The organism is Cellulosimicrobium sp. CpK407, from assembly GCF_051844275.1.
In the GTDB taxonomy this organism is placed as follows: Bacteria; Actinomycetota; Actinomycetes; order Actinomycetales; family Cellulomonadaceae; genus Cellulosimicrobium; species Cellulosimicrobium cellulans_G.
Genome location: NZ_JBGNYC010000030.1, coordinates 37,976 through 58,584, shown reverse-complemented (window position 1 = coordinate 58,584; position 20,609 = coordinate 37,976). Strand labels below are relative to the sequence as shown.

Genomic DNA, 20,609 nt, shown 5'->3' with positions numbered 1-20,609 from the left:
CACCACGAGCACGTGCTCGTGGCGCTCCGGGGCGCCGTCGGTCGCGGGGGCGGCGGGGGAGGTGCTCATCAGTCGTCTCCGGTGGTGTCGTCGGGGGTCTCGTCGGACTCGTCGTGCGTGCCTCCCGCGTCCTGGGAGCGTGCGGCGTCGAGCCGGGCCCGCGCACCGTCGAGCCACTCCTGGCAGCGCGCGGCCAGCGCCTCGCCGCGCTCCCAGAGCGCGAGCGAGGCCTCGAGGGGTTCGCCGCCGGCCTCGAGCCGCGCGACGACCTGCACGAGCTCGTCGCGCGCCTGCTCGTACGAGAGCGTCGCGACGTCGGTCGTGACAGCGTTGTCAAAGGAACTCACGGCAGTATTCAACCCCATCTGTGCGTCGTGGTCGGAACGGGCGTCCGGGAACCGGCCGCCGCGGGGCGCGGGAGGCGCCTCACGGCGCGCCCCGGGGGACGTCGGGCGAGGGCCCGCCGGTGTGCGGGGGGTCGCCGTCGTGCATGGCGGCCACCGCCGCGTCGAGCCCGCCACGTGCGAGCCGCACGCGGACCACGTCTCCCACCGCGACGTCGTCGGGGGAGCGGACCACGTGTCCGTCCGCCCGCTGCACGACGGCGTACCCCCGCTCGAGCGTCGACGCCGGCGACAGGGCGCGGACCTGGGCCTCCAACCGGCCCACCTCGCCCGAGGCGCGCACGAGCCGCGTGTCGAGAGCTCGTCGTGCGCGGTCGCGCAGCGCGGCCACGCGCTCGGCGTGGTCGGCGAGCATCGTGTGGGGCGCGGCCAGGACCGGGCGGGACCGGAGGCCGTCGAGCAGGGCCTGCTCGCGTGCCACGCGCCCCGCGATCGCCGTACGCAGCCGGTGGCGCCCCTGGGCCAGGCGGGCCCGCTCCTCCGCGACGTCCGGGACGACGCGCCGCGCGGCGGCCGTCGGCGTGGACGCGCGGTAGTCCGCCACGAGGTCGAGGAGCGGGCTGTCCGTCTCGTGCCCGATCGCGCTGACGAGCGGGGTCCGGCACGCCGCCGCGAGCCGGACGAGGGCCTCGTTCGAGAACGGCAGCAGGTCCTCCACCGCGCCGCCGCCGCGCGCGACGACGATCACCTCGACGTCCGGGTCGGCGTCCAGCGCGCGGATCGCGTCGCCCACCTGCTGGACGGCGTGCGCCCCCTGGACCGCGACCTCCCGGATCTCGAACCGGACCCGGGGCCAGCGGGCGCGCGCGTTGACCACCACGTCGTGCTCGGCCTTGGACTCCCGGCCGCACACCAGCCCGACGACCTTCGGCAGGAACGGCAGCGGCCGCTTGCGGTCGGCGTCGAACAGCCCCTCGGCGGCGAGGACGCGCTTGAGGTGCTCGATGCGCGCGAGCAGGTCGCCGACGCCCACCGGGCGGATCTCGCGCGCCTGGAGCTGGAGCGAGCCGCGTCGCGCCCAGAAGACCGGCTTGGCGTGCACGACGACGTGCGCGCCCTCCGCGAGCGGCGTGCCGTCCAGCACGCGCGTGGCCGCGGACACGGGCAGCGACATGTCCAGGTCCGTGTCGCGCAGCGTGAGGAAGGCGGTCGACGTCCCCGGCCTCCGGTTGAGCTGCACGACCTGGCCCTCGACCCACACAGGGGCCATCCGCTCCACGTACTGCTCGATCTTGCGGGCGAGGAGACGCACCGGCCACGGGTGCTCCGCGCTCGTCTCGAGCGCGCGCGCCGGGAGCGGGCCACGGTCCCCGGGCCGGGAGCCCCGCGCGGACGCGCCCGACCGGGGGACGTCGTCGGGCGGGGGGAGCGAGGCGGTCACGGGTCCAGCCTGCCGTACCCCACCCACGTCCACCCGGCGCGCCCACCGGTCGACGCGTGCGGCGCGGGGGACGCGCGGTCGCTCACGGGGCGAGCAGGTCGACCGTCACGAGCCGGTACCCCTGGGCGCGCAGGTCGTCGATGATGCCGGGCACGGCGTCGACCGTCGTGGCGTGGATGTCGTGCATGAGGACGACGCTCCCCGGCCGGGCGCCCTCGACGGCGCGCCGTCGGGTCTCGGCGGCGTCCTTGGTCTTCCAGTCGAGCGTGTCCAGGTTCCAGAGGATCACCTGCAGCCCCGTGCGGGTCGCGATCGACCGGACGCGGTCGTCGACGTCGCCGTAGGGCGGGCGCAAGAACGTCGGCGTCGCCCCGGACGCCGTGGTGATCGCCTCCTGGGTGCGCTCGAGCTCGGCGCGCACCTCGTCGTCGTCGAGCGTCGTGAGCTGGGGGTGGTCCCACGTGTGGTTCGCGAGCAGGTGCCCCGCGGCGGCCGTGTCCCGCACCACGTCGGGGCGCTTCTCGACGTTGGTCCCGACGAGGAAGAACGTCGCGGTGACGTGCTTCTCGGCGAGCGTCCGCAGCAGGCGCTCGGTGTCCGCGCCGGGCCCGTCGTCGAACGTCAGCGCGACGCACCGGTCGACCGCGCAGTCCACGCCCTGCGCGCGTCCCAGCTCGCGGCGCTGCTGCAGCGTCAGCGCCAGCCGGTCGCTCCACACCGCCTCCGTGGCGGCGAGCACGGCGTCCCGCTGTGCCACCGTCTCGGCGACGGGTGCGCCGCCCACCCCGGCGTCGAGCGTCGTGCCGGCGGCGGCGAGCGCGGTGTCGAGCGCCGTCCGGTGCGCCTCGTCCGAGACGAGCCCGGCCGACTCCGCGAGCACCGGTCGCCCCTCGGCGACCGCGCCCTCGAGCCCGTCGTACGCCCACTGCTGCCACGCCGTCGCGACGTCCTGCGTCGCCACGGCGACCGCGGACGTCGCGTCGTCGAGCGCCTCCGGCGACGGCGTGGATCCGGTGACGACCTCGGACCGCCGCTCCGGCAGGTCGCGGGGGAAGAACGGGTTCGGGCGCGAGAGCGCGTCGACCGTGCGGACCTCGACCGGGTACTCGACGGGCGTCCCGAGGAGAGCCGCGGCGTCCGGCAGCGCCGCCGCCAGCGGGTCCCGCACGGCGGCGTCCGCGACCTGGCCGTCGCTCTGCGTCAGCACGGCGCCGCCGACCACGTCCGCGACGGCGAGCGCGGCGAGGCGGGGCACGTACGCCGCCTCCGCCGCGGCACGGGCGGTCGCGGCGTCGTGCTCGGCCCGCTCGACGTCGGCGTGGTACCGGTCGACGGACGCGACCCACCGGTCGTGCTCCACGGACGCCGCGAGGACCAGCGCGCCTGCCACCACGACCGCGACGCCGGGCACGAGCCACCACCACGTGCGCCGCCTCCTCCGCCCGGGCTCGGCAGGTCCGGCGGGGTCGGTGGTTCCCGCGGACTCGCCCGGGTCGGCGGCGGCGGGAGTCTCGGGGTCGGTCGGGTCGAGGTCGTCGGCCATCCCTCGATCCTCACGGCCGCCCGGAGGTCCGGCGACCGGGAGGGCCGTCCCGCGCGGGTGAGATCCGTCTCGGCGCTCCGGCGTCCTCGCGCGGACGCGGGGGAGGGACGGTGGAGCACCGGCGGCGGTGCTGTGACGAGGGCGGGAGGAGTGCGGGCACGGGCGACGGGTGACGGGCCTCACCGGGGTCGGCGCGCGGGCGCTCGCCTAGACTCGAGGCGTGAGCGACCTTCCCGCCGGCTCGTCCGCGCACCCGTCCGACCGCCCCGCCGTCCTGTCGGAGGCGGTCCTGCCGAGCGTCGCGCCGCGCAAGCGCGTCCTGCTCGCCGCGCCCCGCGGCTACTGCGCGGGCGTGGACCGTGCCGTCGTCGCGGTCGAGAAGGCGCTCGAGCACTACGGCGCTCCGGTGTACGTGCGCAAGGAGATCGTGCACAACAAGTTCGTCGTCGAGACGCTGAGCGAGCGCGGCGCGGTCTTCGTCGACGAGACCGACGAGGTGCCGGAGGGCGCGCGCGTCGTGTTCTCGGCGCACGGCGTCTCGCCCGCGGTCAAGGCGGCCGCGGCGGCGCGCAACCTCGACACGATCGACGCCACGTGCCCGCTCGTGACCAAGGTCCACAAGGAGGCCGTGCGCTTCGCCAAGGACGACTACGACATCCTCCTCATCGGCCACACGGGGCACGAGGAGGTCGAGGGCACGGCCGGCGAGGCGCCCGACCACGTCCAGGTCGTCGACTCGCCCGACCACGTCGACGACGTCGTGGTCCGCGACCCCGACAAGGTCGTGTGGATCTCGCAGACCACGCTGTCGGTCGACGAGACCATGGAGACGGTCCGCCGGCTGCGGGAGAGGTTCCCGACGCTCCAGGACCCGCCGAGCGACGACATCTGCTACGCGACGCAGAACCGCCAGGTCGCGGTGAAGAAGCTCGCACCGGACGCCGACGTCGTCATCGTCGTCGGCTCGGCGAACTCGTCGAACTCGGTGCGCCTCGTCGAGGTCGCGCTCCAGGCGGGTGCCGGTGCGTCCTACCGCGTCGACCGGGCGAAGGAGATCGACCCCGCCTGGCTCGACGGCGCGACGACCGTCGGGGTGACGTCGGGCGCGTCGGTGCCCGAGATCCTCGTGGACGACGTGCTCGCATACCTCGCGGAGCGCGGGTTCGGCGAGGTCGAGGAGGTCCGCACCGCGACGGAGGACCTCATGTTCTCGCTGCCGCGCGAGCTGCGCGCGGACCTCACGTCGTCGGGGTCCGACGGCGGTCGTCCGGCCCGCGGGGGCCGCACCTCGCTCTCCGTCCAGCCCGTCTGACGGTCGGGTCGTCCGTGGCCGCCGGCTCCGGACGGGCGGTCAGGCGCTCGCCCCGCCGGCTGACGGCTCCCGGCGGGAGTCCTCACGGTCCTCAGGGCGCTCGTCGATCGCGACCACGGACTCGTTCACGGACGCGAGCAGCTCGGGCGCGCTCACGGCGCTGAGCCGCGGGTTCACCGTCGGCGGCGTCGTGAGGTCGTCGTCCACGACGTGCAGGTCCGCGAACCGGCGCGCGCTGACGAGCACGCGCGTCTCGAGCGAGCCGACCGTCCGGTTGTAGGAGTCCGCGGCGCTCTGGAGCTGGCGCCCGAGCTTCGCGAGGTGCGACCCCATGACGGCGAGGCGACCGTGCAGCTCCTTGCCGAGCGTGAGCACCTGCTGGGCGTTGGTGGCGAGCGCGTCCTGGCGCCACGCGTACGCGATGGTCCGCAGCATGGCGACCATCGTCATGGGCGTGGCGATGACGACGTTCTTCGACACCGCGTGCTCGAGGAGCGACGGGTCCTGCTCGACGGCCGCCGAGAGGAACGACTCCGCGGGCACGAACATGACGACGAACTCGGGCGCCGGGCCGAACTGGTCCCAGTAGCGCTTGGCCCCGAGGTCGTCGACGTGCTTGCGCATGTGGCGAGCGTGCGCGGCGAGCCGGTCGGCGCGCACCGCGGGGTCGGTGGCGCCCTGCGCGTCGAGATAGCCGAGGAACGCGACCTTGGCGTCGACGACGACCTGCTTGCCCCCGGCGAGGCGCACCACCATGTCGGGGCGCAGCGCGCCGTCGTCCGTCGCGACCTGGTCCTGCTCCACGAAGTCGACGTGGGGAAGCATGCCGGCCGCCTCGACCACGCGGCGGAGCTGCAGCTCGCCCCACGCGCCGCGCACCTGCGACGACCGCAGCGCGGTGACGAGCTGCGACGTCTCGGCGCGCAGCAGCTCCGACGCGTCGCGGACCCCCCGCACCTGCTCGGCGAGGCTGCCGTGCGCCGCGAGCCGCGCACGCTCGGCCTCCGCGACCTCGGCGCGCACCTTCTCGAGCGCACCCGCGAGCGGCTCCACGAGGTGGCGCACCGCCTCCTCGCGGCGCTCCAGCTCCGCCGCGCCCTGCTCCTGGCTCCGGCGCAGGCGCTCCTCCGCCTGGACGAGGAACTGCTCCGTGCCCGCGGCCAGCACCTTGCGCGAGAGCGCCTCGAACTGCGCCTCGAGCCGGCGGTGGTCGCCCTGGACCTCCTCGACGCGGCGCTCGGCCGCGGCCCGCAGCTCGGCGAGCTGCTGCTCGTGCGTCGCCCGCGCGAGGTCGAGGCGCTCGTCCGCGCTGCGCTGCGCCGCGCCGAGCTGGCGCACGAAGCCCTCGCGCTCGGCCTCGAGCCGCTCCGCCAGCCCCGCGCCGCGCGCGGCCTCCTGCTGCGCCTGGCCCAGGAGCTGGGTGAGGCGGCGGACCTCCGCCGCGGCGGCGTCGGGCGACGCGCGCCGCACGGTGAGGACGAGCGCGGCGCCGCCGACGAGCCCCAGCACGAGGCCGACCGCGAAGAGCAACCATCCCGAGGTGTCCATGGCGGCACCCTCCCACGGGGGACCGACACGACGGGTCCGACACGTCGCGCGCCCCGTCCCGGCGGACACCTCGTGACAAAAGGCACCGCCCGGCGTCGGGACCCTCCGCTACGTTGGCGGCATGGTCGATCCCACGCCCCTACCACCCGTCGCCCCGGCCGGCGTGCCCGGCGCCGTGCCCGGACCGGTGACCGGGCCCGTCCCCGGGACGCAGCCCGGACCCCCCACGCCGCCCGACCCGACCGCCGCGCTCTCCCTGCGCGGGCTCTGGAAGCGGTTCGGCGAGAAGATCGCGGTCGCCGGCATCGACCTGGACGTCCCCGCGGGCTCCTTCTACGGGCTCGTCGGGCCCAACGGCGCCGGCAAGACGACGACGCTCTCGATGGCGACCGGGCTCCTGCGCCCCGACGCGGGCTCCGCGCACGTGCACGGCACCGACCTCTGGGCCGACCCGGTCGCGGGCAAGCGGCAGCTCGGCGTCCTGCCCGACGGGGTCCGGCTGTTCGACCGGCTGACCGGTGCGCAGCTCGTCACGTACGCGGGCCTGCTGCGCGGCATGGACCGGGACACCGTGGCCGAGCGCACGGCGGAGCTCCTCGCCGCGCTCGACCTCGCGAAGGGCGCCACGACGTTCGTCGTCGACTACTCGGCCGGCATGACCAAGAAGATCGCGCTCGCGACCGCGCTCATCCACGCCCCCCGCACCCTCGTCCTCGACGAGCCGTTCGAGGCCGTCGACCCGGTCTCGGCCGCCAACATCCGCGACATCCTCGCGGGCTACGTCGCCAGCGGCGGGACCGTCGTCGTGTCCTCGCACGTCATGGACCTGGTGCAGCGCATGTGCGACCACGTCGCCGTCGTCGCGGGCGGCCACGTCCTCGCGGCGGGCACGGTCGACGCGGTGCGCGGCGACCAGAGCCTCGAGGACCGGTTCGTCGACCTCGTCGGCGGGCGGCAGAGCACGGAGGGCCTCGCGTGGTTGCGCAGTTCGTAAGGCTCAAGCTCACCCTGATGGGCAACACGTTCCGGCGGAGCGTGTGGCAGACCATCGGGTTCCTCGTCGCGGCGCTCTACGGGGTGTTCGTCGTAGGGCTGCTCGTCGTCGGGATGGTGGTCCTCGGCACGGACGACCCCGCGCTCGCCGGATCGATCATGATCCTCGTCGGGACGCTCGCCGTCCTCGGGTGGTGGGTGATCCCGCTCTTCGCGTTCGGCGTCGACGCCACCCTCGACCCGCAGCGCTTCGTCCTGTTCGGCATCCCGCAGCGCCGGCTCCTCGCCGGGCTCGCGGTCGCGGGCGTGGTGTCGGTCCCCGGGATCGTCACGGCCCTCGCCGCGCTCGGCGTCTCCTTCGCGTGGTGGCGCACGCCCCTCGCGGTGCTCGCCGCGCTGGTCGGCGCCGTCCTCGCGGTGGCGCTCTGCGTCGTCGGCTCGCGGGCGACGACGACGGCCCTCGCCCCGCTGCTCGAGTCGCGCCGCTACCGCGAGGTCGTGACGATCGCCGCGTTCGTGCCGCTCGTCCTCGTCGGCCCGGCCTTCGCCTGGGTCGGCTCGCAGCTCGGGGAGGGCCCCGTCGACGGCGACGCGGTGCGGGGCATGGTGACGCGCCTCGCCGAGATCGCGGCCTGGACGCCGTTCGGTGCCCCGTGGGGCCTGGGCGCCGCGGTGCACGACGGCGCGTGGGGCCTCGCGCTCGCGCGGCTCGTCGTCGCGCTGGCGACCCTCGCGGTGGCGTGGGTCGTGTGGGACAAGGCCCTCGCCCGTGCGCTCGTGACGCCGCCCACCTCCGGGTCGGGCGGGCGTGCCAAGGGGCTGGGCTTCTTCTCCCGGTTCCCCGCGACGCCGACGGGGGCGGTCGCGGCGCGCACCGCGACGTACTGGCTCCGCGACCCGCGCTACTCGGGGTCCATCGCGGTCGTCCCGCTCATCCCGGTCGTGCTGCTCGTGGTGGGCGGGGGGTCGGGCTCCGAGATCTTCCTCGCCCTCGCGCCGTTCACGGCATGGATCCTCGGCTTCTCGATCTCGGCCGACATCGCGTACGACCACACGGCGTTCGCGCTGCACGTGTCGACGGGAGTCTCCGGGCGCGCGGACAGATGGGGACGGGCCCTCCCGGTGCTGGTCGCGGGTGGCGTCGTGACGCTCGTCTTCGCGGTGGTCTCGGTCGCGGTAGCCGGACGCTGGGACGCGCTGCCGGCGTTGCTCGGCCTGACCGTCGGCACGCTCCTGGTCGCGACCGGCGTCTCGAGCGCGACGTCGGCCCGGCTGCTGTACCCGGTGCCGAAGCCCGGCGACAGCCCGTTCAAGCAGCCGCAGGGCGCCGCGATGGCGACGCTCGTCGCGCAGTCGGTCGCGATGCTGCTCGTGCTCGCGCTGTCGCTCCCGTTCCTCGTGCCCGGTCTCGTCGCGATCCTGGCCGACCTGCCGGTCGTGGGCTGGGTGACGCTCGTCGTGGGGGCCGCGGTCGGGGTCCTCGTGCTGCTCCTCGGCGTCCGCTGGGGCGCCCGTGCGTACGACCGGCGCGCGCCCGAGCTGCTGCAGAAGGTGATGTCCGCGGCCTGACCTCCGGGCCGGGGTCCGCGCACCGCGGCCCCGGCCCGTAGACTCGGGCGACGTGGCACTCACTATCGGCATCGTCGGCCTGCCCAACGTCGGCAAGTCCACCCTGTTCAACGCCCTGACGCGCAACCAGGTCCTCGCGGCGAACTACCCGTTCGCGACGATCGACCCGAACGTCGGCGTCGTCTCGCTCCCCGATCCGCGGCTCGACAAGCTCGCCGAGATCTTCGGCAGCCAGCGCATCCTGCCCGCGACCGTGTCGTTCGTCGACATCGCCGGGATCGTCAAGGGCGCGAGCGAGGGGGAGGGGCTCGGCAACAAGTTCCTCGCCAACATCCGCGAGGCCGACGCGATCTGCCAGGTGACCCGCGCTTTCGCCGACCCGGACGTCGTCCGCGTCGAGGGCTCGACGGACGCCGAGGGCGACATCGAGACCATCAGCACCGAGCTGATCCTGGCCGACCTCCAGACGCTCGAGAAGACGGTCCCTCGCCTCGAGAAGGAGGTGAAGATCAAGAAGGGCGACGCCGCCCTCCTCGACGCCGCGCAGAAGGCACAGGCCATCCTCGAGGCCGGCACGACGCTCTTCCAGGGCGCGGCCGCCGCCGGGCTCGACCTCGCCGACGTCGCGAGCCTCCAGCTCCTCACGGCCAAGCCGTTCATCTACGTCTTCAACACCGACGACGCCGGTCTCGCGGACGACGACCTCCAGGACCGCCTGCGCGCGCTCGTCGCACCCGCCCAGGCGATCTTCCTCGACGCGAAGTTCGAGTCCGAGCTCGTCGAGCTCGAGCCGGACGAGGCGAAGGAGATGCTCGCCGAGTCGGGGCAGGACGAGGCCGGGCTCGACCAGCTCGCGCGCGTCGGGTTCGACACCCTCGGGCTGCAGACCTACCTCACCGCAGGCCCCAAGGAGGCGCGAGCCTGGACCATCCGCAAGGGCTGGACCGCGCCGCAGGCCGCGGGCGTCATCCACACCGACTTCGAGCGCGGCTTCATCAAGGCCGAGGTCGTCTCGTTCGACGACCTCGTCGCGACGGGGTCCGTCGCCGCCGCGCGCGCCGCGGGCAAGGCGCGCGTCGAGGGCAAGGACTACGTCATGGTCGACGGAGACGTCGTGGAGTTCCGCTTCAACGTCTGACCCTGAACGGTCGTGAGCGAGCGGAGCGAGACGAGACGCGCACGTCGGCTCACCCGGTCAGCCGATGCCTTCGACGATACGGAAGTCGCGCTGGAAGCCTGGAGGGAGGGCCGCCAGCGCGTCCTGGTACGTCTCGCTCTCGTAGGCCGCGGGTCGCCTGTCCGAAGCTGTCGAACTCGATCAGGACGACGCGTTCGGCGATTCCGGCCTCGTGGGCGACGACTCGACCGAAGTTCGACAGGACGCGCCCGCCTCCGGCCCGGACGGCCAGACCAGCCAGCCCGTTGTAGCGAGTCAGCCGTTCGCGGTCGGAGATGGCGGGGTAGACGCTGACCCAGTAACCCTTGGTCATGGACGCTCCGGTGTTGAGAGAGGTGGATCTGGCAGACGAGCTGGTGCGGACGGGCGTCGGCGTGCGAGAGCGAGGCAGGTCAGCGTGGTGACCACCATGATGCCGATGCCCACCAGCGCCGCGGTGGTGTAGGCGTTCTCGTCGGGGACGAGAGCGCCGGGGTCGGTGCCCACGCTGAGGACCAGGCCGCCGAGGGCGCTGCCCAGGGAGTATCCGGCGCTGCGGACGACGTAGTTGACGCTCATGGCGCTCGACGTCTCGCTGCGAGGCGTGACAGCCAGGATGACGCCCGGCATCGCGGCCGAGAATCCGCCGACGCCGAGGCCGAGCACCCCCATGGCTGCGAACAGCTCGGCCGGGTCCGACCGGGCGGCCCCGAACAGGGCGAACCCGCCGCAGACGACGAGGGCGCTGCCGGCCAGGAGAACGGGGTCGGCGACCCGCCTCCGGAGCCGGGGGATGACCTTGCCCGCGACGAACCCCAGTGCCGAGAACGGGACGACGACCAGCCCGGCGACGAAGGGCGTCAGCGCGAAGCCGTAGCCGGCACCGGGCGGCGTCTGCGCGTACCGGGCGACGAGGGTGAGCAGGAGGTGCATGCCGACTCCGCCGACGAACATGGCGAGGTTCGCCCCCGCGACCGCAGGCTGCCCGAGGCTGCGCCGTCCTTCCGATCGTTAACCCAGGACGCAGGGGACGTTGCTCGACCCGTCGTTGTTCGAGGTCGGGCCGGCTGCGAGGCTCGAGACGTACCGAGCAGCCACCAGGCAAGGAGAACTGAGATGACCTCGACGACCCCCCTCGCGACACCCCGGATGTCGAACCCGGCCACGCTCCTCGACGGCGCCTCGGGTGCGATCTTCGCGCTCATGAAGGCAGCCCGCCAGACGGACCTGCCGCACTCGACGCTCGAGCTGGTGCACCTCCGGGTCAGTCAGATCAACGGTTGCAGCGTCTGCGTCGACTCGGGCGTGCGGTCGGCGAAGCAGGCGGGCGAGACCGACGAGCGCCTCCACGCGGTGGTCGCGTGGCGCGAGACGCCGTACTTCACCGACGAGGAGCGCGCCGCGCTCGCGCTGGCGGAGAGCGTCACCCGGCTGGCCGACCGCCCGGACCCCGTCCCGGACGACGTGTGGGACGAGGCGGCGAGCTTCTTCGACGAGCGCCAGCTGGCGGCCCTGGTCCTCTACGTCGCGACGACCAACCTGTTCAACCGGCTCAACGCCACGACGCGTCAGCTCGCCGGCGCTTCCTGGGGCTGAGCGCTCCCGACCCGATCAGACGACCTGCCCCGACACTCGAGAGGCACGACGATGGCAGCTGTGCGAGACCAGAGATCCGTGAACGGCGACGAGGCGTCCGCAGGGAAGGAGATCGATGCGATCGTCGCCCACGCCGGCGGGTGGCGTGCGGAGACGCTCGCGCGTGTCCGTCGGGTGATCCTCGACGCCGACCCGGGGATCGTGGAGGAGATCAAGTGGCGCAAGCCCTCGAAGCCGGAGGGCGTCCCCACGTGGGTGTGCCAGGGGAACGTCTGCATGGCGGACCTCCTGAAGCGAGCCGTGCGGCTGACCTTTCCCGCGGGGGCCCGGCTGGACGACCCGGCTCGCCTCTTCAACGCCCGGCTGGACGGCGCCACGGTCCGGGCGATCGACCTCGTCGAGGACGCGGAGATCGACGACGACGCGCTCCGCGAGCTCGTGCGTCGCGCGGTCGCCGAGAACCGGCGAGGGTGATCCAGAGCCTCAGGGCACACCTCTGGTGAAGTACTTGAATGATCGTTGAGTACATGATTCCATGGCAAGCATGAGCTCGTCTCGTGCAGACACCCGTTCCCGAGCTGGAGGCATCGTGTCGACACCGGAGGACACCAGCGGTTCGTGGCCGTCGACAGCGGCGGAGGCCCTCGCCGCGGCCGACCAGGTCGGTCGCCGGATCCGCTCGCGCCGGCGGTGGTACGTCGTCGGCGCGCTCGTCATGGCGACCACCCTGACCGCGTTCACCGTCGCGCTGGCGTCGTGGCCGGAGCGTCTGGCCGAGGTGATCGTCCCCGGCCTCGTCGTCGTCGGCGCGACCCTCGCCCTCCTCGCGTGGTGCGGACGGACCGTCCCGGCCGCCGCCACGGCGGCGACGCAGCGCGTGCTCTTCCTCGGCGCCCTGCTCCTCGTCGTCGCGCTGCTCGTGATCCGGCTGGTCCTCCCCGAGGGCTTCTCCGGATGGGTCCTGCTCGTCGGTCTGCTGCCCGGCCTGCCCTTCCTCGAACTCGCACGGCGGGTGAGCCGAGCGTGACGCACCCGCGTCATCGCCTCGACGACCTCATCCACTCGCCGGTCCGGCTCTCGGTCATGGCCGCGCTCCGCGCCGCGGACGCCGTCCACTTCGGGCTGCTCCGGGACACGCTGGAGGTCAGCGACTCCCTGCTGTCCAAGCACCTCGCCGCGCTGGAGTCGGCCGGCTACATCGAGGTCACGAAGGGCTATGCCGGACGTCGGCCCCGCACGTGGTACTCCCTCTCGTCGGAGGGCCGGGCCGCGTTCGACGCGTACGTCGTGGCGCTGCGCGAGATCGTCGACGCGTCCGACCCCTCGGACCCGCTTCCTCGTTCCCCGGCGTGAGGCGGCGCATGCCTGTCGTGCCCCGGACCGCGGAGCGCCCCGTCGTCGCCCAGCGCGGCGGTCCGTCGTGCGCGGCGCTGCGGGCGATGCGCTCCGGCCGATCCGAAGACCGGTGAACGCCCGCCGCATCGTGAGACGCGGCGGGCGTCGTCGCCTCGCTCGGCGGCGCGTTTCACGCGTGTTTCTCTGCCGTCTCGGGGTGGCGACGCGCCCGTACCAGCCAGTATCAACTCGATAACGATCGACCGCAGCAACCGGGCAAGGGGGAGAAGCGTCGCAACTTGCTGGGTAGCGTTGCCTCAAACCGTGGTGGGCATTCCCGTCCACGCGCACCGACACCAACCGGGCGCGCGGGAGACGGGGCGGCCGGGGGGCGAACGACGCCCGTCCGTCCGCGCCCACCATCCCTTGGAGGAGGAACATTGAAGATCAGGCGCACGAGTGCCGCCCTTGCGGTGACGGTCACCGGGGCACTGCTGTTCTCGGCGTGCAGCGGCACGTCGGGTGACGGCAACACCGAGACCGACGACTCCGGCATCAACACCGAGTCCGCCGTCACCGTCGCGTGGGAGGCGCCCCTCAACGAGCTCAATCTGAGCTCCGCGAACGGCAACGCGACGCAGAACGCGGTCATCAACTACATGCTCAACGCGGGCTTCAACTACTACGACGCCGACCTGAACCTCGTCCAGGACGAGTCGTTCGGCACGTACAAGAAGGTGTCCGACGACCCGCTGACGATCGAGTACACCGTCGGGGACGACACGAAGTGGTCTGACGGCACCCCGTTCGACGCGACCGACATCCTCCTCGAGTGGGCCGGTTCCGGGACCAACCTCAACACGGTCCAGGCGGAGACCGACGAAGAGGGCAACGTCACCAACCAGGACGCGGTGGACGCCGGTGTCTACTTCGACGGCAGCTCGCCGGGCGTGGCGCTCATCCAGGACACCCCGACGATCAGCGACGACGGCAAGACCATCACGATGGTCTACTCGAAGCCGTTCGGTGACTGGGAGCTGAACTTCACCAACCAGTTCGTCCCGGCGCACGTCGTCGGCCAGAAGGCCCTCGGCATCGAGGACGCGCAGGAGGCCAAGGACGCCGTCCGCGACGCCATCGTCAACAACGACGTCGCCGCGCTGTCGAAGATCTCGGCGTTCTGGAACTCGGGCTTCGAGTTCGTCAAGATGCCGGACGACCCGGCGCTGACGGTCTCGACGGGCCCGTACACGCTCGACGCGTACGAGGAGAACCAGTTCCTCACGCTCAAGGCGAACCCCGACTTCGCGGGCCAGAACAAGGCCTCGATCGACACGGTCACGGTCCGCTACATCGACGACCCGATGGCCCAGGTCCAGGCGCTGCAGAACGGTGAGGTCGACCTCATCGGCCCGCAGGCGTCCGCCGACGTCCGCACGGCGCTCGAGGCGCTCGACGGCATCGAGACCCGCTCGGGCATCGAGGGCACGTACGAGCACGTCGACCTGGTCTTCCAGAACGGTGGTCCGTTCGACCCGGCGACCTACGGTGGCGACGCGGAGAAGGCCAAGGCCGTCCGCCAGGCGTTCCTGCTGACGATCCCGCGCCAGACGATCGTCGACAACCTCATCAAGCCGCTCAACCCGGACGCCGAGGTGCGCAACTCGAACATCCTCATCCCGGGCTCGCCGAACTACGACCAGATGGTCCAGGAGAACGGCTCGGCCGAGTACCCCGACGCCGGTGACGTCGAGAAGGCGAAGGAGCTCCTCGCCCAGGCGGGCGTCCAGACGCCGATCAACGTGCGCTTCGCGTACAACAACGAGAACACGCGCCGCGTGAACGAGCTCGCGCTCATCCAGGACACGGCGACCCAGGCCGGGTTCACGATCGTCGACACGGGCCGCCCGGCCGCCGAGTGGGGCACGCTGCTCCAGTCCGGCCAGGACCAGTACGACGCCTCGCTCTTCGGCTGGCAGTCGACCTCGACCGCCGTCACCGAGTCGGACGCCAACTTCCGCTGGTCGCCGACGCCGGGCATCAACAACTACGGCCAGTACAACAACCCGGCCGTGGACGCCGCGCTGGACAAGCTCCAGGTCTCGACCGACCCCGAGGAGCAGTTCCAGCTCCAGCTCGAGGTCGAGAAGAACCTGTGGGCGGACGCCTTCGGTGTGACGATCTTCCAGTTCCCGGCCATCCAGGGCTGGAACGACGGCCTGAAGGGTGTCGAGCCGATCACGATCAGCCCGACCATCTTCCACGGCTTCTGGAACTGGTCGTTCGAGGGCTGACAGCCCTGACCGCCTGACGTGGCCCGTCGTCGTCCGCGAGGACGACGGCGGGCCCGTCCGGACGTGAGAGACCGGGGGTCTCGACGGCCCGCCCGTCGAGGCCCCCGGTCCTCGCGTGCTCCCGTCCCCGACGTCCTGACACCGCGGCGTCCCGTGCCCCTCGGTTCACGATCACGCGAGACCCACGCGTAGAATCGACCGGCCCCAGACCCGGGGTCCCTACCGACCAGCGAGGTAAGACCTCCGATGTTCTCCTTCATCTCGCGGCGTGTGCTGGCAGGGTTGGCGACCCTCCTCGTGTCCACGTTCGCGATGTTCCTGCTCGTCAGCGCCGCGATCCGGCCGTACATCTTCATGGATCTCGAGGGCAGCACCAACCCCAACAAGGCGCAGCTGATCGAACAGCGCACGATCGACCTCGACCTGCACACGAACGTCGTCATCCGCTACTTCAAGTGGCTCGGCGACTTCGTGCAGGGGGATCTCGGCGTCGCGTGGCGCTCCGGCCAGCAGGTCACGGCCCTGCTCCAGGGCGCCGTGATCTCGACCATCCAGCTCGTCGCCGCAGCAACGGTGCTCGCGGTCGTCTTCGGCGTCATGGTCGGCATCGTCAGCGCGCTGCGTCAGTACAGCACCTTCGACTACCTGACGATCTTCGTCTCGTTCGTCCTGTACTCGCTCCCGGCCTTCTGGGTCGCCGTCCTGCTCAAGCAGTGGGGCGCGATCGGCTTCAACGACTTCCTCCGGGACCCCAACCTCTCGATCCTCGCGATCGCCGTGGTCGGCGTGATCATCGGTCTGCTGTGGTCGCTCGCGTTCGGGGGGACCGCACGACGCCGTGCGACGGTCTTCGGCATGGGCTTCGCCGCGAGCGCGCTCGCGCTGCTCTACCTCCAGCTCTCGGGCTGGTGGGCCGAGCCGAACCTCGGTCCCGTGATCATCGTCGTCACCGGCACCGCCCTCGCGTTCGCGATCACCGCGCTCGTCTCGGGCCTGCAGAACCGTCGCGCGCTCTACGCCGCTCTCACCACGGTCGTCGTCGGGGTCGTCGTCTACTTCCCGATCCAGTCCGTGCTCCGCCAGGTCGACAACTGGTGGCTCGTCCTCGTCCTCGCCGTCGTCACGGTCGCCGTCGGCATCGGGATCGGGTTCGCGTGGGGCGGCCCGGACAAGGGCGTGTCGGCGCGTGCTGCGGCGATCACGGCGTTCCTCGTGGGGTCGATGATCTTCGTCGACAAGGTGATGTCCGTGTGGCCCGCCTACTTCGCCGCCCCGGCGATCAACGGCCGTCCCATCCCGACGATCGGCAACAGCACGCCGAACCTCGGCGGCAACTTCTGGGTGCAGGTCCTGGACCAGTACACGCACCTGCTGCTCCCGACGATCGCGCTCGTGCTCATCCAGTTCGCCGGCTACACGCGGTACTCGCGCGCGAGCATGCTCGAGGTGATGAGCCAGGACTACATCCGCACGGCGCGCGCCAAGGGCCTGCCCGAGCGGACCGTCGTCATGCGGCACGGGTTCCGCAACACGCTCATCCCGCTCGCGACGATCGTCCCGATCGACGTCATCACGCTGCTGGGCGGCGCGATCATCACCGAGAAGGTCTTCGGCCGGCCCGGCATGGGCCTGCTCTTCCTGAACTCGCTGCAACGAGGCGAGATCGATCCCGTCATGGCCTATCTCGTCATCGTCGCGGCCCTCGCCATCATCGCCAACATCGTGGCTGACCTCATCTACGCAGCCCTCGACCCGCGGATCCGGGTGAACGCATGAGCAACACACCGAACGACGCGTCGCAGAGCGGCGCGCTCGAGAACCAGATCGAGCTGCTCGAGGTGGAGGGCCTGTCGCAGGGCCAGATCGTCCGGCGGCGCTTCTTCCACCACAAGGGCGCGGTCGTCGCGCTCGTCGTCCTCGTCGGCATCGTGCTGCTCGCGGTGACGTCGATCGGCGTCGCGGGCTGGAACGGCTGGTACGCCTACAAGGCGACCGGCCAGGGCTCGACGTACCCGCTCGTCAACGGCGGTGCGCCGTCGGCCGAGCACATCTTCGGCCAGGACGAGGCGGGCCGCGACGTGTTCGCGCGCGTCATGCTGGGTACCCAGACGTCGCTCCTCGTGGTGCTCTCCGTCGGCGTCATCTCGACCGTGGCGGGCATCCTCTTCGGGGCGCTCTCCGGGTTCTTCCGCGGCCGCGTGGACTCCTGGCTCATGCGGTTCACCGACCTCATCATCACGATGCCCGTCATCGTCATCGGCGCGGTGCTCGCCCTGCTCTCCGGGGGGAGCAACCCGCTCATCCTGGGTGCGTTCCTCGGTCTGGTGCTGTGGCCGCCGCTCGCGCGTCTGGTGCGCGGCGAGTTCCTCTCGCTGCGCGAGCGCGAGTTCGTCGACGCCGCGCGCGTCGCGGGGGCGAGCAGCAGCCGGATCATCTTCAAGCACATGCTGCCCAACGCCGTCGGCGTGATCATCGTCAACGTGACGCTGCTCATGAGCTCGGCGATCCTCCTGGAGACGGCGCTCAGCTACCTGGGCGTCGGCATCCAGAACCCGGCGACCTCGCTCGGCAAGCTCATCAGCGACTACCAGGAGGCGTTCGCGACGCGTCCGTGGCTGTTCTGGTGGCCGGGCCTGTTCATCGTCGCGATCGCGCTGTGCGTCAACTTCATCGGCGACGGCCTGCGCGACGCGTTCGACCCGCGCCAGAAGCGCATCCCGTCGGAGCGCAAGATGGCTCGTGCGCAGCGCGTCGCGCGTCCGACCGCCACCGCCACGCCGGGCGCGACCGGTGAGGCCGGGGCGAGCTGATGACCGCCGTCGTCGCCGCCCGCCCGAGAGGTCGTGGACCTCTCGGGCAGGGCGGCGCGCCGCGGTCAGGCGGTGAGCACCACGACCGTCCCCGCGACGAGCGCGCACAGAACGGCGAGCTGCACGACGTGCCACGTCGTGCGCGCGCCGGGTGCGCCCGGCACCGCACGGTCGAGGTGGCCGGCGGCCACGAGCAGGCCGTGCCGCTGCGTCACGGCCTCGGCGACCGTCTCGGCGTTCGTGCCGGTGACCACCCGCTCGCGGTCCACGGGGTGTCTCCGAGAACTGCGCAGCCAGCGGGCCGACCCGCTCGAGCGGGGCGCCGCCCAGGCGGTCACGCGACCGCCGGTGTAGCGCACCTCGAGCGAGTAGCGGGTCTCGACGCCCTCGTACGCGGTCCACGGCACGTGGACGGTGCGGGTGACGTTGCGGACCTCGACCCCGCCGTCGGACACCTCGACGGCGGGACGCCAGAACAGCATCCAGACGAGGTACGTCACGAGCGCGGCGGGCACGAGAGCCCCCACGACCGCGCCGACGTCCCCCGTCAGGGCCGTGCTCACGCCCAGCGCGACGGCGACGGCGCCCGTCGCCACCGTGAGGACTCGGCCGTACGTCGAACGGAAGACCAGCGTGGGACCCATGCGCCCATGCTCGCAGAGTCGCGGCGCCACGAGCGCCGGCTCCAGCAGGAAGGACACTGATCAGCGTGGCCATCGAGACGTCTCCCGCGGCCCCGGCCGCGCGCCAGGGCAGCCCCGTGCTGACCGTGCGCAACCTCGGCGTGGACTTCTACGTCGACAAGGCCTGGTACCCCGCGGCCACGGACGTGAGCTACGACCTCCACTCCGGTGAGGTCCTCGCGATCGTCGGCGAGTCCGGCTCGGGCAAGTCCCAGTCGTCGCTCGCGCTGCTGGGCCTGCTCCCGCCGAACGGTCGCGCGCGCGGTTCCGCCAAGCTCGGCGACCGCGAGCTCATCGGCATGTCGCACGGCTCGCTGCGGCACGTCCGCGGCAAGGAGATCTCCATGATCTTCCAGGAGCCGATGACGGCGCTGAACCCCGTGTACACGGTGGGCTTCCAGATCGTCGAGACCATCCGGACGCACTTCAACGTCGGCCCGGCCGACGCGAAGAAGCGAGCGATCGAGCTCTTGCGGCTCGTGGAGATCCCGGAGCCCGAGCGTCGCTTCGACGCCTACCCGCACCAGCTCTCCGGCGGCCAGCGCCAGCGCGCGATGATCGCCCAGGCGCTCGCGTGCGACCCCAAGCTGCTCGTCGCCGACGAGCCGACCACGGCGCTCGACGTCACGGTCCAGGCCGAGATCCTCAAGCTCCTGCGCGACCTGCGCTACCGCGTCGACGCGGCGATCATCCTCATCACGCACGACATGGGCGTGGTCGCGGACATGGCCGACTCGATCATGGTCATGAAGGACGGCCAGGTCGTCGAGCGCGGGACGTCGGCGGAGATCTTCGGCAGCCCGCAGCACCCCTACACGGTGCGTCTCCTCGAGGCGGTCCCGCACCTCGGCTCGAAGCGCGACACGACCACGGTCACGGACCGCGTGCCGTCCGGTGCGGCGACGCAGGACCGCGCGCTCGTCCTCGACGCGCAGGACATGGTCATCGAGTACCCGGGGCGTCGCCGCCAGGCGGCGTTCCGCGCCGTCGACGAGGTCTCGCTGCAGATCCACCAGGGCGAGGTCGTCGGGCTGGTCGGCGAGTCGGGCTCGGGCAAGACGACGATCGGCCGTGCGGCCGTGGGACTCCTGCCCGTCACGGGCGGGTCGCTCCGGATCGTCGGCAGGGACATGGTCGGCGCCAAGCCCAAGGACCTCAAGCCGCTGCGCACCGAGGTGGGCATCGTCTTCCAGGACCCGGGGTCGTCGCTCAACCCGCGTCTGCCGATCGGCGAGTCGATCGGCGAGCCGCTCATGCTCCACCGCGGGGTGAAGGGCAAGGAGCTCAGCCGCGAGGTCGAGCGCCTGCTCGACCAGGTCGAGCTCCCGCGCGCGATGCGCAACCGCTACCCGCACGAGCTCTCGGGCGGTCAGCGCCAGCGCGTCGGCATCGCGCGCGCGCTCTCGCTCGAGCCCAAGCTGCTGGTGGCGGACGAGCCGACGTCGGCGCTCGACGTGTCGGTGCAGGCCAAGGTCCTCGACCTGTTCACGGACCTGCAGCGCGAGCACGGCTTCGCGTGCCTGTTCATCTCGCACGACCTCGCGGTCGTCGAGCTCCTGTCCGACCGTATCGCCGTCATGCACAAGGGCAAGCTCGTCGAGGTGGGCGAGACGTCGCAGATCGTGCACGCCCCGAAGCACCCGTACACGCAGCGGCTCCTCGCCGCGGTGCCCGTGCCGGACCCGGCGGCGCAGCGCGAGCGCCGTGCGGCCCGGGACGCGCTGCTCGAGGCCGCGGCGCGCGACATCGCGAACGACGAGCTGTCGTCGCTGGTGGACGAGGAGCGCTCGCTCGCCGAGGCGCGCGACGACATCGACCACGAGCGCAGCGCACCCCCCACGGCGGGCGCGGGGTTCTGACGGCGCGACCCACCTCCGGTGGCGCGGCGGACGCCGCGCGGCCGACGACACCGACGCCCCGGCGCGGCCACGTTCGTGGCCCGCGCCGGGGCGTTCCGGTTGCCGGGCGCGGGGTGCGCGGCAAGC

General features: G+C 72.5%; 19 protein-coding genes. 12 read left to right on the top strand and 7 right to left on the bottom strand.

Annotated elements, in window-relative coordinates; genetic code table 11:
* Window positions 1-68: 68 nt before the first annotated feature.
* The 3 genes from ABWU78_RS13790 to ABWU78_RS13780 all read right to left on the bottom strand — a co-directional run bounded on the left by ABWU78_RS13790 (window position 69) and on the right by ABWU78_RS13780 (window position 3,328).
* Window positions 69-365 carry an exodeoxyribonuclease VII small subunit gene (locus ABWU78_RS13790; RefSeq protein WP_374614446.1) on the bottom strand — a complete coding sequence of 99 codons (297 nt, stop codon included), beginning with the start codon at window positions 363-365 and terminating at the stop codon, window positions 69-71.
* Between the two features lie 61 nt (window positions 366-426).
* Window positions 427-1,785 carry an exodeoxyribonuclease VII large subunit gene (gene xseA / locus ABWU78_RS13785; protein ID WP_253051045.1) on the bottom strand — a complete coding sequence of 453 codons (1,359 nt, stop codon included), beginning with the start codon at window positions 1,783-1,785 and terminating at the stop codon, window positions 427-429.
* Between the two features lie 82 nt (window positions 1,786-1,867).
* A complete protein-coding gene (locus ABWU78_RS13780) occupies window positions 1,868-3,328 on the bottom strand; it encodes a polysaccharide deacetylase family protein (protein ID WP_253051046.1) in 1,461 nt (486 codons plus the stop codon).
* A gap of 274 nt (window positions 3,329-3,602) precedes the next feature.
* Here ABWU78_RS13780 and ABWU78_RS13775 point away from each other — a divergent pair, with 274 nt between their 5' ends.
* Window positions 3,603-4,640: a 4-hydroxy-3-methylbut-2-enyl diphosphate reductase gene (locus ABWU78_RS13775; protein WP_253051436.1), complete on the top strand. Its 1,038-nt coding sequence runs from the start codon at window positions 3,603-3,605 to the stop codon at window positions 4,638-4,640.
* A gap of 39 nt (window positions 4,641-4,679) precedes the next feature.
* Here ABWU78_RS13775 and rmuC read toward each other — a convergent pair whose 3' ends face one another.
* Window positions 4,680-6,188 carry a DNA recombination protein RmuC gene (rmuC, locus tag ABWU78_RS13770; RefSeq protein ID WP_439158708.1) on the bottom strand — a complete coding sequence of 503 codons (1,509 nt, stop codon included), beginning with the start codon at window positions 6,186-6,188 and terminating at the stop codon, window positions 4,680-4,682.
* Window positions 6,189-6,309: 121 nt separating this feature from the next.
* On the opposite strand from rmuC, the gene ABWU78_RS13765 reads away from it, so the two are divergent.
* From ABWU78_RS13765 to ychF, 3 genes are read left to right on the top strand one after another with little or no spacing between them, the layout of a single operon-like run.
* Window positions 6,310-7,182 carry an ABC transporter ATP-binding protein gene (locus ABWU78_RS13765; protein WP_439158707.1) on the top strand — a complete coding sequence of 291 codons (873 nt, stop codon included), beginning with the start codon at window positions 6,310-6,312 and terminating at the stop codon, window positions 7,180-7,182.
* Window positions 7,164-8,750, top strand: a complete 1,587-nt coding sequence (locus ABWU78_RS13760; RefSeq protein WP_253051049.1) for a hypothetical protein — start codon at window positions 7,164-7,166, stop codon at window positions 8,748-8,750. Before ABWU78_RS13765 ends, ABWU78_RS13760 begins: the two co-directional genes overlap by 19 nt.
* A gap of 52 nt (window positions 8,751-8,802) precedes the next feature.
* Entirely contained in the window at window positions 8,803-9,888 is a 1,086-nt protein-coding gene (ychF, locus tag ABWU78_RS13755) for a redox-regulated ATPase YchF (RefSeq protein WP_253051050.1), read from the top strand.
* Between the two features lie 49 nt (window positions 9,889-9,937).
* Here the strand turns inward: ychF and ABWU78_RS13750 are convergent, their stop codons facing one another.
* Entirely contained in the window at window positions 9,938-10,240 is a 303-nt protein-coding gene (locus ABWU78_RS13750) for a DUF1330 domain-containing protein (protein WP_439158706.1), read from the bottom strand.
* Complete coding sequence (locus ABWU78_RS13745; protein ID WP_439158705.1) at window positions 10,237-10,839, bottom strand: MFS transporter; 603 nt, start codon at window positions 10,837-10,839, stop codon at window positions 10,237-10,239. The genes ABWU78_RS13750 and ABWU78_RS13745 overlap by 4 nt, the downstream gene beginning before the upstream one ends.
* Before the next feature lie 183 nt (window positions 10,840-11,022).
* Here ABWU78_RS13745 and ABWU78_RS13740 point away from each other — a divergent pair, with 183 nt between their 5' ends.
* The 7 genes from ABWU78_RS13740 to ABWU78_RS13710 all read left to right on the top strand — a co-directional run bounded on the left by ABWU78_RS13740 (window position 11,023) and on the right by ABWU78_RS13710 (window position 17,941).
* Complete coding sequence (locus tag ABWU78_RS13740) at window positions 11,023-11,502, top strand: carboxymuconolactone decarboxylase family protein (RefSeq protein ID WP_353707974.1); 480 nt, start codon at window positions 11,023-11,025, stop codon at window positions 11,500-11,502.
* A 60-nt stretch (window positions 11,503-11,562) separates the two neighbouring features.
* Window positions 11,563-11,976: a DUF1801 domain-containing protein gene (locus ABWU78_RS13735; protein WP_439158704.1), complete on the top strand. Its 414-nt coding sequence runs from the start codon at window positions 11,563-11,565 to the stop codon at window positions 11,974-11,976.
* A 115-nt stretch (window positions 11,977-12,091) separates the two neighbouring features.
* Complete coding sequence (locus ABWU78_RS13730; protein WP_353707976.1) at window positions 12,092-12,529, top strand: hypothetical protein; 438 nt, start codon at window positions 12,092-12,094, stop codon at window positions 12,527-12,529.
* Window positions 12,526-12,855, top strand: coding sequence for a winged helix-turn-helix domain-containing protein (locus ABWU78_RS13725; protein ID WP_253051057.1), 330 nt, complete (start codon window positions 12,526-12,528; stop codon window positions 12,853-12,855). Before ABWU78_RS13730 ends, ABWU78_RS13725 begins: the two co-directional genes overlap by 4 nt.
* Before the next feature lie 422 nt (window positions 12,856-13,277).
* The gene (locus ABWU78_RS13720) at window positions 13,278-15,131 is read left to right on the top strand and encodes an ABC transporter family substrate-binding protein (protein ID WP_439158703.1); all 1,854 of its coding nucleotides are present in this window, start codon (window positions 13,278-13,280) and stop codon (window positions 15,129-15,131) included.
* A gap of 246 nt (window positions 15,132-15,377) precedes the next feature.
* Window positions 15,378-16,907 carry an ABC transporter permease gene (locus ABWU78_RS13715; RefSeq protein ID WP_253051059.1) on the top strand — a complete coding sequence of 510 codons (1,530 nt, stop codon included), beginning with the start codon at window positions 15,378-15,380 and terminating at the stop codon, window positions 16,905-16,907.
* On the top strand, window positions 16,904-17,941 hold the full coding sequence (locus ABWU78_RS13710; protein ID WP_253051060.1) for an ABC transporter permease: 1,038 nt from the start codon (window positions 16,904-16,906) through the stop codon (window positions 17,939-17,941). Before ABWU78_RS13715 ends, ABWU78_RS13710 begins: the two co-directional genes overlap by 4 nt.
* A 65-nt stretch (window positions 17,942-18,006) precedes the next feature.
* Here ABWU78_RS13710 and ABWU78_RS13705 read toward each other — a convergent pair whose 3' ends face one another.
* Window positions 18,007-18,585 (bottom strand): PH domain-containing protein, encoded by a 579-nt coding sequence (locus ABWU78_RS13705; protein ID WP_439158702.1) that lies wholly within the window; start codon window positions 18,583-18,585, stop codon window positions 18,007-18,009.
* A gap of 65 nt (window positions 18,586-18,650) precedes the next feature.
* Between ABWU78_RS13705 and ABWU78_RS13700 the strand changes: the two genes are divergently transcribed.
* Entirely contained in the window at window positions 18,651-20,483 is a 1,833-nt protein-coding gene (locus ABWU78_RS13700; protein ID WP_439158701.1) for an ABC transporter ATP-binding protein, read from the top strand.
* Window positions 20,484-20,609 lie beyond the last annotated feature (126 nt).

What these genes read in the sequence shown, in the direction of transcription:
- ABWU78_RS13790 (WP_374614446.1), bottom strand. Translation starts at nt 365, where the DNA reads ATGGGGTTGAATACTGCCGTGAGTTCCTTTGACAACGCTGTCACGACC.
- ABWU78_RS13750 (WP_439158706.1), bottom strand. Translation starts at nt 10,240, where the DNA reads ATGACCAAGGGTTACTGGGTCAGCGTCTACCCCGCCATCTCCGACCGC.
- rmuC (WP_439158708.1), bottom strand. Translation starts at nt 6,188, where the DNA reads ATGGACACCTCGGGATGGTTGCTCTTCGCGGTCGGCCTCGTGCTGGGG.
- ABWU78_RS13765 (WP_439158707.1), top strand. Translation starts at nt 6,310, where the DNA reads ATGGTCGATCCCACGCCCCTACCACCCGTCGCCCCGGCCGGCGTGCCC.
- ABWU78_RS13710 (WP_253051060.1), top strand. Translation starts at nt 16,904, where the DNA reads ATGAGCAACACACCGAACGACGCGTCGCAGAGCGGCGCGCTCGAGAAC.
- ABWU78_RS13715 (WP_253051059.1), top strand. Translation starts at nt 15,378, where the DNA reads ATGTTCTCCTTCATCTCGCGGCGTGTGCTGGCAGGGTTGGCGACCCTC.
- ABWU78_RS13740 (WP_353707974.1), top strand. Translation starts at nt 11,023, where the DNA reads ATGACCTCGACGACCCCCCTCGCGACACCCCGGATGTCGAACCCGGCC.
- ABWU78_RS13705 (WP_439158702.1), bottom strand. Translation starts at nt 18,585, where the DNA reads ATGGGTCCCACGCTGGTCTTCCGTTCGACGTACGGCCGAGTCCTCACG.
- ABWU78_RS13745 (WP_439158705.1), bottom strand. Translation starts at nt 10,839, where the DNA reads ATGCACCTCCTGCTCACCCTCGTCGCCCGGTACGCGCAGACGCCGCCC.
- ABWU78_RS13780 (WP_253051046.1), bottom strand. Translation starts at nt 3,328, where the DNA reads ATGGCCGACGACCTCGACCCGACCGACCCCGAGACTCCCGCCGCCGCC.